The 15511-nt window shown below is 71.8% G+C and carries 13 protein-coding genes; 1 reads left to right on the forward strand and 12 read right to left on the reverse strand.

All coding sequences use genetic code 11. The features are described from left to right. Positions 1-168: 168 nt before the first annotated feature. The 8 genes from ACN261_RS01780 to ACN261_RS01815 form a co-directional block, all read right to left on the reverse strand. Entirely contained in the window at positions 169-1377 is a 1209-nt protein-coding gene (locus tag ACN261_RS01780) for a Gfo/Idh/MocA family protein (protein WP_421483679.1), read from the reverse strand. 20 nt (positions 1378-1397) lie between these two features. Continuing rightward, positions 1398-2453 carry a substrate-binding domain-containing protein gene (locus tag ACN261_RS01785; RefSeq protein WP_421483680.1) on the reverse strand — a complete coding sequence of 352 codons (1056 nt, stop codon included), beginning with the start codon at positions 2451-2453 and terminating at the stop codon, positions 1398-1400. 128 nt (positions 2454-2581) lie between these two features. Next, on the reverse strand, positions 2582-3703 hold the full coding sequence (locus ACN261_RS01790; protein WP_421483681.1) for an ABC transporter permease: 1122 nt from the start codon (positions 3701-3703) through the stop codon (positions 2582-2584). A 31-nt stretch (positions 3704-3734) separates the two neighbouring features. Further along, on the reverse strand, positions 3735-5324 hold the full coding sequence (locus tag ACN261_RS01795; RefSeq protein WP_421483682.1) for a sugar ABC transporter ATP-binding protein: 1590 nt from the start codon (positions 5322-5324) through the stop codon (positions 3735-3737). Then, the gene (locus ACN261_RS01800; protein ID WP_204926331.1) at positions 5321-6499 is read right to left on the reverse strand and encodes an ROK family transcriptional regulator; all 1179 of its coding nucleotides are present in this window, start codon (positions 6497-6499) and stop codon (positions 5321-5323) included. Before ACN261_RS01800 ends, ACN261_RS01795 begins: the two co-directional genes overlap by 4 nt. Positions 6500-6848: 349 nt before the next feature. Then, positions 6849-7988 (reverse strand): YihY/virulence factor BrkB family protein, encoded by a 1140-nt coding sequence (locus ACN261_RS01805; protein ID WP_421483683.1) that lies wholly within the window; start codon positions 7986-7988, stop codon positions 6849-6851. Between the two features lie 160 nt (positions 7989-8148). Further along, positions 8149-8340, reverse strand: a complete 192-nt coding sequence (locus tag ACN261_RS01810) for a DUF397 domain-containing protein (protein ID WP_421483684.1) — start codon at positions 8338-8340, stop codon at positions 8149-8151. After that, a complete protein-coding gene (locus ACN261_RS01815; RefSeq protein WP_421483685.1) occupies positions 8331-9134 on the reverse strand; it encodes a helix-turn-helix domain-containing protein in 804 nt (267 codons plus the stop codon). The genes ACN261_RS01810 and ACN261_RS01815 overlap by 10 nt, the downstream gene beginning before the upstream one ends. A 439-nt stretch (positions 9135-9573) precedes the next feature. On the opposite strand from ACN261_RS01815, the gene ACN261_RS01820 reads away from it, so the two are divergent. After that, positions 9574-9798, forward strand: coding sequence for a flavin reductase (locus ACN261_RS01820; protein WP_425848077.1), 225 nt, complete (start codon positions 9574-9576; stop codon positions 9796-9798). Positions 9799-10053: 255 nt separating this feature from the next. On the opposite strand, the gene ACN261_RS01825 is transcribed toward ACN261_RS01820, so the two are convergent. The 4 genes from ACN261_RS01825 to ACN261_RS01840 all read right to left on the reverse strand — a co-directional run bounded on the left by ACN261_RS01825 (position 10054) and on the right by ACN261_RS01840 (position 15222). After that, positions 10054-10668 carry a hypothetical protein gene (locus ACN261_RS01825; protein WP_425848080.1) on the reverse strand — a complete coding sequence of 205 codons (615 nt, stop codon included), beginning with the start codon at positions 10666-10668 and terminating at the stop codon, positions 10054-10056. After that, positions 10668-12542: a DNA primase gene (gene dnaG / locus ACN261_RS01830; RefSeq protein WP_421483688.1), complete on the reverse strand. Its 1875-nt coding sequence runs from the start codon at positions 12540-12542 to the stop codon at positions 10668-10670. The genes ACN261_RS01825 and dnaG overlap by 1 nt, the downstream gene beginning before the upstream one ends. 85 nt (positions 12543-12627) lie before the next feature. Further along, positions 12628-14271: a BCCT family transporter gene (locus ACN261_RS01835; protein ID WP_421483689.1), complete on the reverse strand. Its 1644-nt coding sequence runs from the start codon at positions 14269-14271 to the stop codon at positions 12628-12630. A gap of 117 nt (positions 14272-14388) precedes the next feature. After that, a complete protein-coding gene (locus tag ACN261_RS01840) occupies positions 14389-15222 on the reverse strand; it encodes a siderophore-interacting protein (RefSeq protein ID WP_421483690.1) in 834 nt (277 codons plus the stop codon). Between the last annotated feature and the right edge of the window lie 289 nt (positions 15223-15511).

The following is a 15511-nucleotide window of genomic DNA, read 5'->3' on the forward strand; positions in this document are numbered from 1 at the left end:
GGCGGCCCTCCGGTGCGACCGGGGAATCCCGGTCCGGCCGCACCGGACGGCCGACGTGCGCGTGCCCCGGGCCGACGGCCCGGCGCACGCCCTCCGACACCGACCCCGGCCCGGCCGCGGGGCGCAACCGCGGCCGGTCCCTCGCCGGTCGGCGGCGGAGGTGGCTGGTCAGACGGCGAGCGCGGCCAGGGCCGGCTCGACGTCGGTCCACTGGGAACCGAGTTCCGCCGAGCGGGTCACCGCATCCAGCACGAGCTGGACCTGCAACGCGTCGGCGAACGACGGGGTCGGGTCGACGCCGTTGGCGACCGCCTCGACGAAGTCGCGCATCTCGTGCGTGAAGGAGTGCTCGTAGCCGATGATGTGGCCCGGCGGCCACCAGGCCGCCATGTACGGGTGCTCGGCCTCGGTGACCAGGATGCGGGCGAACCCCTGCTCGGCCGTCGGCCGGGTGGCGTCGTAGAACTCCAGTTCGTTGAGGCGTTCCAGGTCGAACACCACCGAACCGAGCGAACCGTTGATCTCCACCCGGAGGGCGTTCTTGCGGCCGGTGGCGAACCGGGTCGCCTCGTACGTGGCCAGTGCCCCGTCGTCCAGCCGGGCCACGAAGATCGCGGCGTCGTCGACGGTGACCGTGCCGGTCGCCGTCGCGGTACCGTCGACCTCGGCGGCCAGGCCGCTGGACGCGCCCGGCAGCGGACGCTCCTTGACGAACGTCTCGGTCACGGCGCTGACCCCGGTGATCCGCTGCCCGGTCACGTACTGGGTCAGGTCGATGATGTGCGCGCCGATGTCACCGAGGGCACCGGAGCCCGCCTTGTCCTTCTCCAGCCTCCAGACCAGGGGGAACTGCGGATCGACGATCCAGTCCTGCAGGTACGTCGCCCGGACGTGCCGGATCGTCCCCAGCCGTCCTTCGGCGACGAGCTGTCGCATCAGGGCGACGGCGGGCACCCGGCGGTAGTTGAACCCGCACATGGACCGGACCCCGGCGGCTGCCGCGGTGGCCGCGGCGGCGGTCATCGCCCGCGCCTCGTCCACCGTGTTGGCCAGCGGTTTCTCGCAGATCACGTGCTTGCCGGCGGCGAGCGCGGCGAGGGCGATCTCGGCGTGGCTGTCACCTGGTGTGCAGATGTCGACCACGTCGATGTCGTCCGAGGTGACCAGGGCACGCCAGTCGGTGGTGTGCGCGTCCCAGCCCAGCCGGTCGGCTGCCTCGGCGACCTTCGCGGCGTCCCGGCCGCAGATCTTCGCCATCCGAACCCGGGCGGGCAGGTCGTACACCCGGTTCACGGTGCGCCACGCCTGTGAGTGCGCGGCGCCCATGAACGAGTACCCGATCATGCCGATCCGGAGTTCGCTGTCGTGAGTGGACAAGGTGGGTCTCCCCCCGTGTATCAGAACCCGAGCTTGAGGTAGTTGCTCGCGTTCTCCTTGGTGATCGTCTCCGAGGCGAGCACGATCTCCTTGGGCACCTGGAGTTCCACCAGGTCGGACATGCCCTTGCCCTGGGCGATGAGGCGGGCCAGGGAGATGGCCGAGGAGGCCATCGATGGGCTGTAGGTCACGGTCGCCTTGAGCACCGTGTTGTCGGCCTGGATGTCCTCCATGGCCTTCTTCGAGCCGGCGCCGCCGACCATGAAGAACTCCTTGCGGTTGGCCTGGTTGACCGCGGCCAGGACACCGATGCCCTGGTCGTCGTCGTGGTTCCAGACCGCGTCGATCTTCGGCAGGGCCTGGAACAGGCCGGTGGCCGCCTGCTGGCCGGAGTCGGCGGTGAACTCCGCCGGCCGCCGGTTGGCCACCTTGAACCCGGCCGTGGCCAGGGTGTCGGCGAAGCCCTTGGACCGCTGCTGGGTCAGCTCCAGCGAGTCGATGCCGGGGATCTCACCGATGATCGGGTTGCTGACGCCCTTGGCCTTGAGCTGCGCCACGATGAAGTTCGCGGCGGCCACGCCCATGCCGTAGTTGTCGCCCATGATCTGCAGCCGGTAGGCAAGCGCGTCGGGGAACGCCCGGTCCAGGTTGACCACCGGGATGCCGGCCTTCATCGCCTCCAGACCGAACGCGTTGAGCTCCTTGCCGTCGTGCGGCAGCACCACGATGACGTCCGGCTTCTGGGCGACCAGGGTGGACAGCGCCGCCCGCTGGGCCGCCGCGTCCGCGCCGGCCTCGACGGTCTTGAAGTCCACGTCCGAGTACGCGCCGGCCTGCGCCTTGGCGTTGTTGGTGATGGCGGCGATCCAGCCGTGGTCGGCGGCGGGGGCGGAGAAGCCGACGGTGACCTTCTTGCCGGGGGCGGCGTTGCCGCCGTCGGCGTTGTCGGCCGCCTTGGTCTGCGCCGCGGTCGGTGCGGATTCGTTGCTGGTGCAACCGGCGAGGAGCACACCGGCGCCGACCGCCGCGCCGCCGAAGAGCAACCGGCGACGGGACAGGTCACGGGGCTGGGTCATGACGACCTCCAGGAAATGACGGATGGTGGGGGTGAAAAAGGCTGTGCTGATCCCGGCCACCGTCGGTGGCCGCCGGAATGCGGTGATGCGGAGGGGCGGGACGCGCCCGGTGGGGCGACGCGACCAGGTCAGGCGGGGGTGGTCAGCTTGTTGCGGCTGAGGAACTGGGTGACGCTGCGGAACTGCACCTGCTGGATCAGGACGGCGCCGACGATGATGCCGCCCTTGACCATGTTCTGGGCCTCGGTGGACAGGCCGTTGATGGCGAAGAGGTTCGTGATGGTGGAGAAGATCAGCACCCCGAGCAGGGAGCCGACGATGGTGCCCCGGCCGCCGCTGAGCAACGTGCCGCCGATGATGGCCGCGGCGATCGCGTCCAGCTCGTACAGGTTGGCCATGGCCGCCTGGGCGGAGTTGGCCTGCGCGGTCAGCATGATCGCGGCGATGCCGCAGCAGAGCCCGGAGAGCGCGTAGAGCAGCAGGGTGTGCCGCCGGACGTTGATCCCGGCGAGCCGGGCCGCCTCCGGGTTGCCGCCGACGGCGACCGTACGCCGGCCGAAGGTGGTGCGGTTGAGCAGCACCCAACCGGCGGCGACCACGGCGGCGAGGATGTAGACCAGCAGCGGGATGCCGAGCAGGTCGGTGCTGGCGATGCCGTTGATGAAGGAGTTGTTCGACACCTGGGTCTGCTTGCCGGAGATCTGGGCGGCCAGACCCCGGGCGGCGACCATCATGGCCAGCGTGGCGATGAACGCCACCAGCCGGCCGTAGGAGATGAGAATCCCGTTGACCAGGCCGACCGCGACACCGACCACGATCGCCGTGAAGATCATGCCGCCCGCGCCGTAGCTCTGGGTGGCGACCGTGGTCGCCCACACCCCGGCGAGGGCGACGATCGCGCCGACCGACAGGTCGATGCCGCCGCCGATAATCACGAAGGTCATCCCGACGGTGACCACCCCGACCACCGAGGCGAGCTTGAGGATGGTCAGCGTGTTGCCCCACACCCAGTCCGGGTTGGAGTAGAGGTCCCAGCGGGTCGCGGCACCGATCACGACCAGCACCACCAGCACGCCGATCAGGCCGAGGTTACGCTTCGCGCCCTCGCCGCCGTCGCCGCTCCAGAAGGACAACCCGCCAGTCCTCGGCTTCTCCTTGAGCGACGCCGTCACGGCCGGATCTACCGGCGGGGACTGCGCCGGCAGGTCCGCCGGCCGGTCCGGCGTCGCGGTCCCGGTCGACTCACTCATGCCGTCACCTCGTTATGTCCACTGCGCTCGCTCATGCCGGCGCGCCTTCCATCAGAGACCCCGCCATGACGAGGTCGAGCACGGTGTTCTCGTCCAGTTCGCCGGCGGGCGCCTCGCGCACCATCCGGCCCTCCCGCATCACCAGCACCCGATCGGCCAGGCCGAGCACCTCGGGCACCTCGCTGGAGACCAGCAGCACGCCGACCCCCTGGGCGGCCAGGCCGCGGATCACCCGGTACAGCTCGGCACGGGCCCCCACGTCCACCCCCCGGGTCGGCTCGTCGAGCAGCAGCAACCGGGTGTCGCCGAGCAGCCAGCGCCCGACCACCACCTTCTGCTGGTTGCCGCCGGAGAGGGTGCGTACCGCCCGGCGCACGTCGTTGGGCCGGAGCTGGAGGTCGTCGGCGATCCGTTCCGCCTCGGCCCGCTCCCGCCCGGCGTTGGTGAAGCCGAGGCGGGCGTACCGGGTGAAGGTCGCCAGGGTGACGTTGCGGTGGATCGGCTCGCCGAGCAGCAACGCCTGACTCTTGCGTTCCTCGGGTGCCATGCCCATGCCGGCCCGCACGGCCGCGCCGACGCTGCCCGGCCGCAGGGTCCGCCCGCCCATTCGGATGGTGCCGGACTCGGCGCGGCGGGCACCGTAGATCGTCTCCAGCAGTTCCGAGCGGCCGGAGCCGACCAGCCCGGCGATGCCGACGATCTCGCCGGGACGGACGCTGAGCGAGACGTCGGCGAACTCGCCGGTCCGGCTCAGCCGCTCGACCCGCAGCAGGTCGTCGCCGGTGGCGGGCGCGGTCGGGCGGTCCGGGAAGACGTACTCGATGGTCCGCCCGGTCATCCGGGCGACCAGGTCGCGGGTCGGGGTGTCGCGGGCCGGCAGGTTCGCCGCGGTGGTCCGGCCGTCCTTGAGTACGGTGACCCGGTCGCCGATCTCGCGGATCTCTTCCATCCGGTGCGAGATGTAGATGACCGCGATGCCCTGGGCGGTGAGTTCCCGGATGATCCGGAAGAGGTTGTCCACCTCGTCGTGCGCCAGCACCGCGCTCGGCTCGTCCATGATGATCAGTCGGGCCTCGTGGGACAGTGCGCGGGCCATGCTGACCACCTGCTTGCCGGCCGCCGGCAGCGCCCGCACCATCCGGCCGGGCGGGATCTCGCCGTGGCCGAGCCGGCTCAGGATCTCCCGGGTACGCCGGGCCATCAGCCCGCGCCTGACGAAACCGGCGACCTTCGGCTCGTGCCCGAGGAAGGCGTTCTCGGCGACCGACAGGTCCTCGACCAGGTCGAGTTCCTGGTAGATGGTGGCGATGCCGGCACGCATGGCGGCCTGCGGGTTGGCGAAGTGCGCCGGTTGGCCGCGCCATTCCACCTGGCCGGAGTCGGGGCGGTGCACCCCGGCGAGCACCTTGATCAGGGTGGACTTGCCGGCGCCGTTCTGGCCGAGCAGGCAGTGCACCTCGCCGGCCCGCACCTCGAGCTGCACGCCGTCGAGGGCGCGGACGCCGGGGAAGGTCTTGACCACGTCGGTCAGCCGGAGCACCACCTCACCGGCGACGGTGTCGGCGGGCGCCTCGACCAGCGGGGCCTTGTCCCCGGCGGCGGAATGCGACTCGGTGCTCATGATGCCTCCCCGAAGGCGACGTCGCTGGCGAGGACGGCCGCGCCGGCCACTCCGGCGCGCGGTCCCAGCTCGGACAGGACGACCGGCAGGTTGCCGGTGGCCAGCGGCAGCGAACGGCGGTAGACCACGCTGCGGATCTCGGCGAGCAGGATGTGCCCGAGGTGTGCCAGCCCGCCACCGATGACGATCATCGACGGGTTGGTGAAGCTGACCAGGCCGGCGAGCACCTGCCCGACCCGGCGGCCCCCGTCGCGGATGAGCTGGATGCAGGTGACGTCGCCCTCGACCGCCGCCTCGGCGACGTCGCGGGCGGAGACCGCACCCCGGGCGGCGAGCCGCTCGGCCAGCGCCGGCGAGGTGCCGGTGCGCGCCGCGATGGAGGCTTCCCGGGCCAGCGCCGCCCCGCTGAAAACGGCCTCCAGGCAACCGGCGTTTCCGCAGGTGCAGGCCGGTCCGCCGGCTTCGGCCTGGATGTGCCCGATGTCGCCGGCGCAGCCGTCGGTGCCCCGGTAGACCTCGCCGCTGAGGTAGATCCCGCACCCTATTCCGGTGCCGATCTTGACGAAGAGGAAGTCGTCGACCGAGTGGGCCACCCCGCCGTGCCGCTCGCCGATCGCCATGATGTTCACGTCGTTGTCGACCACCGCCGGGCATCCGTGCTCGCGGCTGATCAGCTCGCGTACCGGGTAGCGGTCCCAGCCGGGCATGATCGGCGGCGAGACCGGCACCCCGTCGCGGAAGCTGACCGGGCCGGGCAGGCCGATGCCGACGCCGTTGAGCCGCTCGTACGCCCCGTCCACCCGGGCCTTGTGCAGCAGGTCGTTGACCCGGTGCAGGATGGCCTTCGGGCCGGAGCGGATGTCGGCCGGCTCGGCGTACGCGGCGACCGGTTCGAGTCGCCCGTTGACCACCTCGACGTCGATCGAACTGGCGCCCATGTCGATGCCGGCGAACCGCAGGTGGGGGTTCAGCTCGACCAGGGTCGACCGGCGGCCACCCCGGGAGGCGGCCAGTCCGGCCTCGGCCACCAGGCCCAGGCCGACCAGTCGTTCCAACTCGGCGAGGAGCCGGGGCCGGGGCATCTGCAACCGGTCACCCAGCTCGGCCCGGGACGCTGGCCCCTCGTCACGGAGCAGCCGTAACAGCTGCACGTGCAGGGGATCTGCCGTCCGCACGGGACTCACCTCCGCCTCAGGGTTCACATTGACGTCACGCCGTTGTGTTGTGGTCGACACAGTAGGAGACTTCCGTGGCACGTGTCCATAGCTTCGGTCGTTCCTCCGACAACTTTTGTCCGAACGAACAAAAGCTACTAGTGGATCAAGAAAAGGTTGACAGACCGAGAAATCTCCACAACGACCTGCTACCGAGGCCGGGTGAACACCGCCCGGCGGGCCCGGATCGGGCGGAGGAAGCATTACCTGATCGCCCCCGGACATGACAAGACCCCGCCCCGCCACGATCGACGCGGCGGGGCGGGGCGGGGCGGGGTCGGTGGGTCCGGTGGGCCTCCCGGAGACCGGGTCAGCGGCCGGGGGCGGCGTTGCGCTTCTTGCGCAGCTTGCGGTCGTCGCGCAGCTCGACGTACGGCTCCTCGTCCGGGTCGTGGCCGGCGGAGATGGCCCGGCCCCGCTCCAACTCGGCGTCGAACTCGGCACCGAGCAGGATCGCGATGTTGCTCAGCCAGAGCCAGACCAGGAAGATGATCACGCCGGCCAGCGCACCGTAGGTCTTGTTGTAGGACCCGAAGTTGCTGACGTACAGGGCGAAGAGGCCCGAGACCAGCAGCCACAGCAGCACCGCCAGCACGCCACCCGGGCTGACCCAGCGGAACCCGCCGTGCCGGGCGTTCGGCGACGCCCAGTAGAGGATCGCGAACATCAGGCTGACCAGCACCAGCAGCACCGGCCACTTGGCGATGTTCCACACCGTCAGCGCCGTGGAACCGAGCCCGATCGCGTTGCCGGCCTGCTCGGCGAGACCGCCGGTGAAGACCACGATCACCGCGGCGGCGAGCAGCAGCACCCCCACCAGGGCGGTCACCCCGAGCCGGATGGGCAGGGTCTTCCACACCGGCCGCCCCTCCGGCACGTCGTAGATGCTGTTCGAGGCCCGCATGAACGCGCCCACGTAGCCGGAGGCCGACCAGAACGCGGCGACCAGACCGATGATCGCGGCGATGCTGGCCAACCCACCCGACTGGCCGGCCTGGTCGATCGCGGTCTCGATGATGGTGCGGATGTTCTCCTCCGGCACCACCTGCCCGACCGTGTCCCGGACCCCGCTGGTGGCCCGCTCGCCGAGCAGGCCGAGGATCGAGATCAGCACCAGCATCCCGGGGAAGATCGACAGCACCCCGTAGTAGGTCAGCGCGGCGGCCCAGTCGGTCAGGCTGTCCTCCTGGAACTCCCGCCCGGTGCGCTTGAGCGCCGCCTTCCAGTCCGCCCGGTGCAGGTCCGTGGGGCTGTCCGGGCCGTCGTCGGGACCCACCGGCCGGGTACGCGCGTCGGCCTCCCGCCGGTCGCCCCGCCGCCGGTCACGGGACCCGGGCTCACCCGACGGGCCGTCACCGGACCGCCGGTCACCCGACCGGTCCCGGTCGTGCCGGGCTGCGGTGACGGTGGCCGCGTCGTCGCGGTCGGCGTGGGTCTCGTCGGAGGCCATCGCCCCTCCTCGGGGATCTGCGGATGTCACCCTCCGACATGCCCCGACACAGCCGCCGCCTAACCACCGAGCAGCGGCAGAGGTGACGACGGGCACTCCCCCGCCGCCGGGGCGTGCCGGCATCGCCTCGCGATCCGGGCCGCCGTTCCCTGCGGGTCCGCTAAGCCTTCCTGATCGTCGCGGCGACGAAGGCCCGCCAGGCGTACGGGTCGAAGGCCAGCACCGGCCCACCCGGGTCCTTGGAATCACGCACCAGCACCACGCCGGAAAGCTCGTCCGCCACCTCGACGCAGGCCCCGCCACCGCCATTGCTACGGGTGCTCTTGCGCCACCGGACACCGTTCAGGTCCATGTTTCCGCCACCTCCCCTATCAACTCGATGGACTGCTGCTGGGAAAGTGTCTCACCACGGATCGACTCCCATACCTCAACCACCTCGCGCAGGTAATCGGTGCGGTCGACCACCTGCCCGTGGCGCTGTCCTTCCAGGTAGACGACGTCCTCACCAGTGGGCGAGGTGGCAATGACGAAAGGGCCGTCAAGGCCGGGATAGGCACCGGCGGACAGTGGCACCACCTGGATACGGACTCGCGGCAACGTCGTGCCGAGCTTCACCAGGTGCTGCAACTGCTGACACATGACCTCCGGCTGACCGACATTGCGGCGCAACACGTACTCGTCGATGACAGCAGTGAGCAGCGGCGGCCGCTCCCGGGTGAGCACTACCTGGCGCTCGATTCGCGTGGCCACCTGTTGTTCGATTTCGTCGACGCCGAACAGCCCGGCACCGACCAGGATGGCTCGGGCATATTCTTCGGTCTGAAGCAGGCCGGGAACATAGAGCGGCTCGAACCAACGGAACGCCCGCGCCTCAGCTTCCACTGCCGTCCAGTCCCGCGCCCAGGGCACCACGGTTTCCCGGCTGATTCGGCGTTGGATTCGTTCGAAGCGGCCGTCGGTGGTGAACACCGTGTCGCAGCGGCGGGCGAAGTCGAGGCTCGGCCGGCGTTCGCAGGTTTCCACCTTGGCGACGAGTGCGCCCGAATAGCTCAGCGCCTCGGCCAGCGCCGCCTGGGACATGCCGTGGGCGGCCCGGGTGAGCCGCAGTTCCTCCGCGAAGTGGTCCAGCATGGACGAGCGCTCCACCAGACAGCCTCCGTACATTGTCGGACCGCTCGGGGTCGACCGGTCCACGCCTGCGTCGTCGGCACGGCGGACCTCCCACCGTAGTCGGATCATCAACAGACTGTCACCCAGCGGGACCGCTCCCGGGATCGGACGGTGGGCGGAACCAGGCCGGGAGCGTCCGTCGGTGTCGTCGGCGGGCGCTCCCCTCCAGCATCGACGGAGGCTCGACCATGCGACAGGCTCTCGGATCGCGCTGCGGATCTCCGGGGCACCCCGACCCCCGTGCGGGTCGACCGGATCGGCCCGAGCCGGGCCACGACGGGCCGGGGCGCAGTCGCCCGACCTGCGGTGATCCCGGCCGGGGCAGGTCGGGCGGCGGCCACTGCGACCGGGTCGGGGCCGGGCCGGGTGCGAACGTGCGACCGGGTCGGCGCTGATGCCCCGGTACCGCCCCCACGTGGCCGCCCGCCCCTCCTGGCGTTGCCGGGTGTGCGGGGCGGCCTGGCCGTGCTCGCCGGCCCGGCTGGCGCTGCTCGGCGAGTACCGCGAGGATCGCACCGCCCTGCTCGTCTACCTGGGCCTCCTGCTGGGCGAAGCCATGGACGACCTCGCCGCCCTGCACGACGGCGTCGCACCACCCGACCTCACCGACCGCATCGTCACCTGGGCACGGTCCCGGTGACCCGACCACCCCGGCACACCTCGCCGGCCGACCGGTGACGCACGGTTCGCGGGAATCTTGGAAAATTCCGACCCTCCCGGGGGCCGGAATTTTCCAAGATCCCGTCGCGTCGGGTCATGATCGACTCAGTGGGGCCGATACAGCGGCATCAGGTCGCGGCGATACCGCTATGTCGCCGACTGAGCGCGATCTCCACCCCGCGACCAGGCCGAGGGCGGTACGGGCGATCGGCCGCCCCACGACCACGCCGAGAGGTCAGAGGTCGGCGGGGGCGGTGGCGGCGCGGGCGGCGGCGACGATCTGGTCGGTTTCGGCGCGCACCTCGTCGGCGTCGACCGGGGTACCGGGGTCGTAGCGGACCGTCCAGGTCAGACCGTCCGCCCCGGCCACCCGCCGGGCCGCGATCCGCCCCGAGCCACCGGGCACCGGGTGCTGCTGGGTGTACGCCACCGAGCGGGTCACCCGGGCCCGCACCTGGTGCGGCAGGTCACCCGGATCGAGCAGCAGGTACGTCTCCACTGCACCGTCGGCGACCACCAGGTAGCCGTCCCGCTCGGCGGCCGTCGCCGCCGGGGTGACCGTCAGTTCCCGCCCGGACCAGACGGCCTTGAGGATGTCGTGCCAGCCCAACCGCTCCCTGCGGCCCGGCAGCCAGAGCCCGAGATTCGTGGCCACCAGCACCCCGCCATCGACTGCCGCACCGGCACCGGCCGACGCGCCCTCGGCGGGCGACGCCTCGTCGACGGCGGCCATCCGGTCAGCGGGCGGCGCGCCGTTACCCGTGGCGGCCCAGGCCAGGACGCGTTCACCGGCGGCCAGGGGCGGGCGGACGGCGGACGGCACCTTGCGCTTGCGGCCGAACAGTCCCATCAGAGTCCTCCTGCGGCCTGCTCGCGCAGGGCCCGCGCGTGCTGTTCCAGCGAGAGCAGTTCCCCGAACAGGGCGAAGTACTCGTCCTTCTGGGTGACCGGGTTGATCCGCTGGATCTTGGACTTGAGGTCCCTGATCCGGGCGGTCACCGAGCCCCACTGCAACCGGGCCATGGTGATCGAGACGTACCTCGGGTCGGGCTCGCCGTCGAGCCGCAGCGGCTCCACGGCCAGCTCGCCGACCAGCGCCTGGGCGGCCAGGTCGGCGCAGGCGTCCCGGACCGCCTCGATCCATACCGCGCCGCCGGCCGCGACGGCGACCCCGCCCACCGCCGCGATCGCGGTACGCACCGCGACGTGCACCGGGTGCCGGTACTCGGCGGCCTCGACGGCGTCGAACATCGGGCCGGCGAGGACCGGTTCCTGGAGGGCGAGCTTCAACGCCTCCCGCTCGACCATCGACTCCGGACTGTCCACGGCGGGCACGGCGGTACGGGTGCGACCCCGGGGCGGGGCGGCGGCCTCCCGCTCGCCTGGGGAGTTGGCGGCGGCCAGCACCGCCCGCTGCACCGGCTCGATCTCCATGCCGAGGTCACCGGCGAGCTTGCGGACGTACTCGGGACGCTTCTCCAAGTCCTTGATCTTGGCGACCAGCGGGGCGGCCCGGCGCATCGCCTCCACCCGACCGTCGACCGTGTCCAGGTCGTACCGGTTGATCACGTGCCGCAGGGCGAAGTCGACGAGCGGCTCCCGGCGGGCCACCAGATCACGGATCGCCAGGTCGCCCTTTGCCAACCGCAGGTCGCACGGGTCCATGTTGTCCGGGCTGACCGCGATGAAGGTACGCCCGACGAAACGCTGGTCGTCCTCGAAGGCGCGCAGCGCGGCCTTCTGCCCGGCGGCGTCCCCGTCGAACGTGAAGATCACCTCACCGGCCACCGCGTCGGTGTCGAGCAGCAGCCGGCGCAGCACGCCGATGTGGTCGGCACCGAAGGCGGTGCCGCAGGTCGCCACGGCGGTCGGCACCCCGGCCAGGTGGCAGGCCATCACGTCGGTGTAGCCCTCGACCACGACCACCCGGCCCTGCTTGGCGATCTCCCGTTTGGCCTGGTCGATGCCGTAGAGGACGTGCGACTTCTTGTAGATCGGCGTCTCGGGGGTGTTCAGGTACTTCGGGCCGTCGTCGTCGTCGAAGAGCTTTCGTGCGCCGAAGCCGATCACGTCACCGGCGATGTCCCGGATCGGCCACATCAGCCGGCGGCGGAACCGGTCGATCAGGGTGCCCGAGCGCGACGGCCGGGACAGCCCACCGGTGACCAGCTCGTCGTGGCTGAACCCCTGCTGGCGCAGGTGCTTGGTGAGCAGGTCCCAGGCGTCCGGGGCGAAGCCGCAGCCGTACCGCTGCGCGGCGGCCCGGTCGAAACCGCGCCGGGCCAGGAACTCCCGCGCCGGACGCGCGCCGGCCGTGGTGAGCTGCGCCTGGTAGAACTCCACGGCGGCGGCGTGCGCGGCGACCAGCCGCTGCTTCTGCCCCTGCTGCGGACGGGCCCGGGGGGCCGACTGGTCGCCCTCGACGTACCGCAGCTGGATGCCGGCGCGGTCGGCGAGCCGCTCGACGGACTCGACGAAGGTCAGATGCTCGGCGTCCATCAGGAACTTGATCGCGTCGCCGCCGACGCCGCAGCCGAAGCAGTAGAAGACGTTGCGGGCCGGTGAGACGTTGAACGACGGGCTCTTCTCGTCGTGGAACGGGCACAGGCCCTTGAGGTTGCCGCCGCCGGCCGACTTGAGGGTCACCGTGTCCGAGATCACCTCGGCGATGGAGGTGCGCTCGCGGACCAACGCGATGTCCTCGTCCCTGATCCGCCCAGCCATGCGGTGCCACCCCCTCGGCCCTCCATCCTGCCCTGCCGGACCGACGATCCGTCGGGCGGGGGATGGCGGGTGGGCAACGCCCGGCTCAGCGGGGAGGACGGTGCAGCCAGCGGGTGACCGGGGGCGGGTCCTCCTCGTCGTACGACCGGGCGGCCCGCACGGCGGCGGACAGGCCGGACCGGCGTCCCCGGCCCGGGTGCGGGGCGACCGCCGGGTCCCGGGCCATGTCGCGCAGCAGCGCCACGGCGAGTCCGAGCATCACCACCACGAACGGCAGCGCCACCATGATGGTCGCCTGTTGCAGGGCGGCCAGGCCCCCGGCGAGCAGCAGCGCGGCGGCGACCGCCCCGATCAGCACACCCCAGAGCACCACGAGTACGCGGTGCGGGCGCAGTGCGCCGCCCGAGGTGAGCGCCCCCAGCACCAGCGACGCCGAGTCGGCGCTGGTCACGAAGTAGAGCGCGACGAGCACCATAGCCAGCACGGTGGTGACGGTCCCCAGCGGGAGCGCGTCCAGCAGCCCGAACAGCGCCTGCTCGCTGCCCGCCCCGACGTCCGCCACCAGATCGCGGGTGCCGCTGGCCTGGGTACGCAGGGCGCTGCCACCCATGATCGCGAACCAGATCGCGCTGGCCCCGCTGGGCACCAGCAGTACCCCGACCAGGAACTGACGCACGGTCCGCCCGCGCGAGATCCGCGCGATGAAGGTGCCGACGAACGGTGCCCAGGAGATCCACCAGGCCCAGTAGAAGATCGTCCAGGACCCGAGCCACGCCGGGTCGGAGAACGCGCCGGTACGGGTGGACATGAACACCAGGCGGCTGAGGTAGTCACCGACCGACGCGGGCAGCACCTCCAGCGTGTAGATCGTCGGCCCCACCACGAACACGAAGACCATCAGCAGCACGGCCAGCAGGACGTTGGCGGTGGACAGCCACTTGACCCCCCGGTGCAGGCCGGAGAAGGCCGAGACGACGAAGGCCAGGGTGAGCGCGCCGATCACGGTCAGTTCCACCGACCGGGTGTCCGGCACCCCGGCCACCAGGTCCAGACCGGCGGCCACCTGGAGCGCGCCGAGGCCGAGGCTGGTGGCCGAACCGAAGACCGTGGCGAAGACGGCGAGCAGGTCGACGGCCCGACCGGCCAGGCCGTCGGCCCGCGCGCCGAGCAGCGGGCGGAACGCGGCCGAGATCCGGTTGTCCCGCCCCCGTCGGAACGTCGAGTACGCCAGCGCCAGCGCGGTGACGGCGTAGATCGCCCACGGGTGCAGCGTCCAGTGGAAGAGCGTGTACTGCATGGCCGCCGCCCCGGCGGCCGGGGTCTGTGCCGCGACGCCGGTGGCCGGCGGCGGGGTGGCGTAGTGCTGGATCGGCTCGGCCACCGCGAAGAAGACCAGACCGATGCCCATGCCCGCGCTGAACATCATGGCGACCCAGGCCAGCGTGCTGAACTCCGGCTGGTCGTCGTCGGCGCCCAGCCGGATCCGGCCGTAGCGGGACGTCGCGACGACCACCGCGAGCACCAGGAAGGCGTCCGCCGCGACGACGAAGAACCAGCCGAAGGTGCCGGTCACCCAGGCCAGCCCGGACTCGCCGAAGTCGGCAAGCGAACCGCGCGCGGACACCCCCCAGAGCACGACCGCCAGCACCCCGCCGACGCCCAGGGCGAGCACCACCGGGTCGGGCCTGCCACCCGTTCGCGTGTCCACGTCCCGCGCCCGCTCAGCCATGGCCACATCGTCCCGGCCGGCGGGCGCGGCAGCGGGCGCTTTCCGCCCATTTCCACGCCCCGTGGACGGCCGAGGTCGTGGGCCGCACGCGGCGACGACCGATCCGGGTCACCCCGCTCAGCCGACGGCGGCTGCCTCCTCGGCCTCCACCTGGCGGTTCCAGTCGGGCTTGGTGGAGCGCCAGCCCTCGTCGTCCATGCCCTGCCGCCAGTAGCCGGAGATCGACAGCGCCTCCCGGGGCACCGACCGCTCGACCCGCAGCAGCCGGCGCAGCTCCTTGACGAAGGTGGCCTCCCCGTGCACGAAGGCGTGCACCCGGCCGGGCGGGAACTCCAGCTCCCGTACGGCCACGACCAGCGCCTCGCCGACCGGTCGGCCGCCCCGGTGCAGCCAGGTCAACGCCACCGCGCCGGGGCTGGGCAACGACTGCTCGTCGGCCGGGTCGGCGATCTCGACGAGGACGACCGCCGGGGCGCCCTCGGGCAGCCGCTCCAGCGCCGCGCCGATCGCCGGCAGGGCGCTCTCGTCGCCCACCAGCAGGTGCCAGTCGGCCGTCGGGTCCGGCGCGTACGCCCCGCCGGGGCCGACGAACAGCACCTCGTCGCCGGGGCGCAGCCGGGCCGCCCACGGACCGGCCAACCCCTCGTCGCCGTGGTGCACCACGTCGATGGTCATCTCCCCGGCCGCCGCGTCCCAGGCCCGCACCGTGTACGCGCGCAGCCGGGGCCACTGCTCCCGGGGCAGCTCCCGCTTGACCGCCGTCAGGTCCAGCGGCCTCGGCAGCTCCACCCCGTCGGGCGGGAAGACCAGCTTGACGTAGTGGTCGGTGAACTCCCCCACCGGCAGCCCGGTCAGCTCCTCTCCACCGAGAACGAGTCGGACCAGGTGCGGGGTGGGCCGTTCGGTACGTACCACCCGCGCCGCAGTAACCATCTTGGAGCGCTCCGCCATAGAACTAAGGCTACCCTAACTCCCCAACCCCTCCCCCTCCCCCTCGCCCCCGCTCCCGCCCCGCCCCTCGGCTCCGCTCGGCTCCGGTGATCAAGAGGTTCGCGTCAACCTCCCCGGCGATCAAGAGGCTTGCGTCAATTCAGCGATCAACTTTGACGCAAACCTCTTGATCAACTGACGCAAACCTCTTGATCACCCGGAGCGTCACCCGGAGCGGAGCGCAGCGGAGCAGAGGGGCGGGAGCGGGGCGAGCGGCGTGGCAGGGGCGAGCAGCCCGGCGGGACGGGGC

The sequence above is a fragment of the Micromonospora sp. WMMD723 genome (assembly GCF_049863385.1).
In the GTDB taxonomy this organism is placed as follows: domain Bacteria; phylum Actinomycetota; class Actinomycetes; order Mycobacteriales; family Micromonosporaceae; genus Micromonospora; species Micromonospora wenchangensis.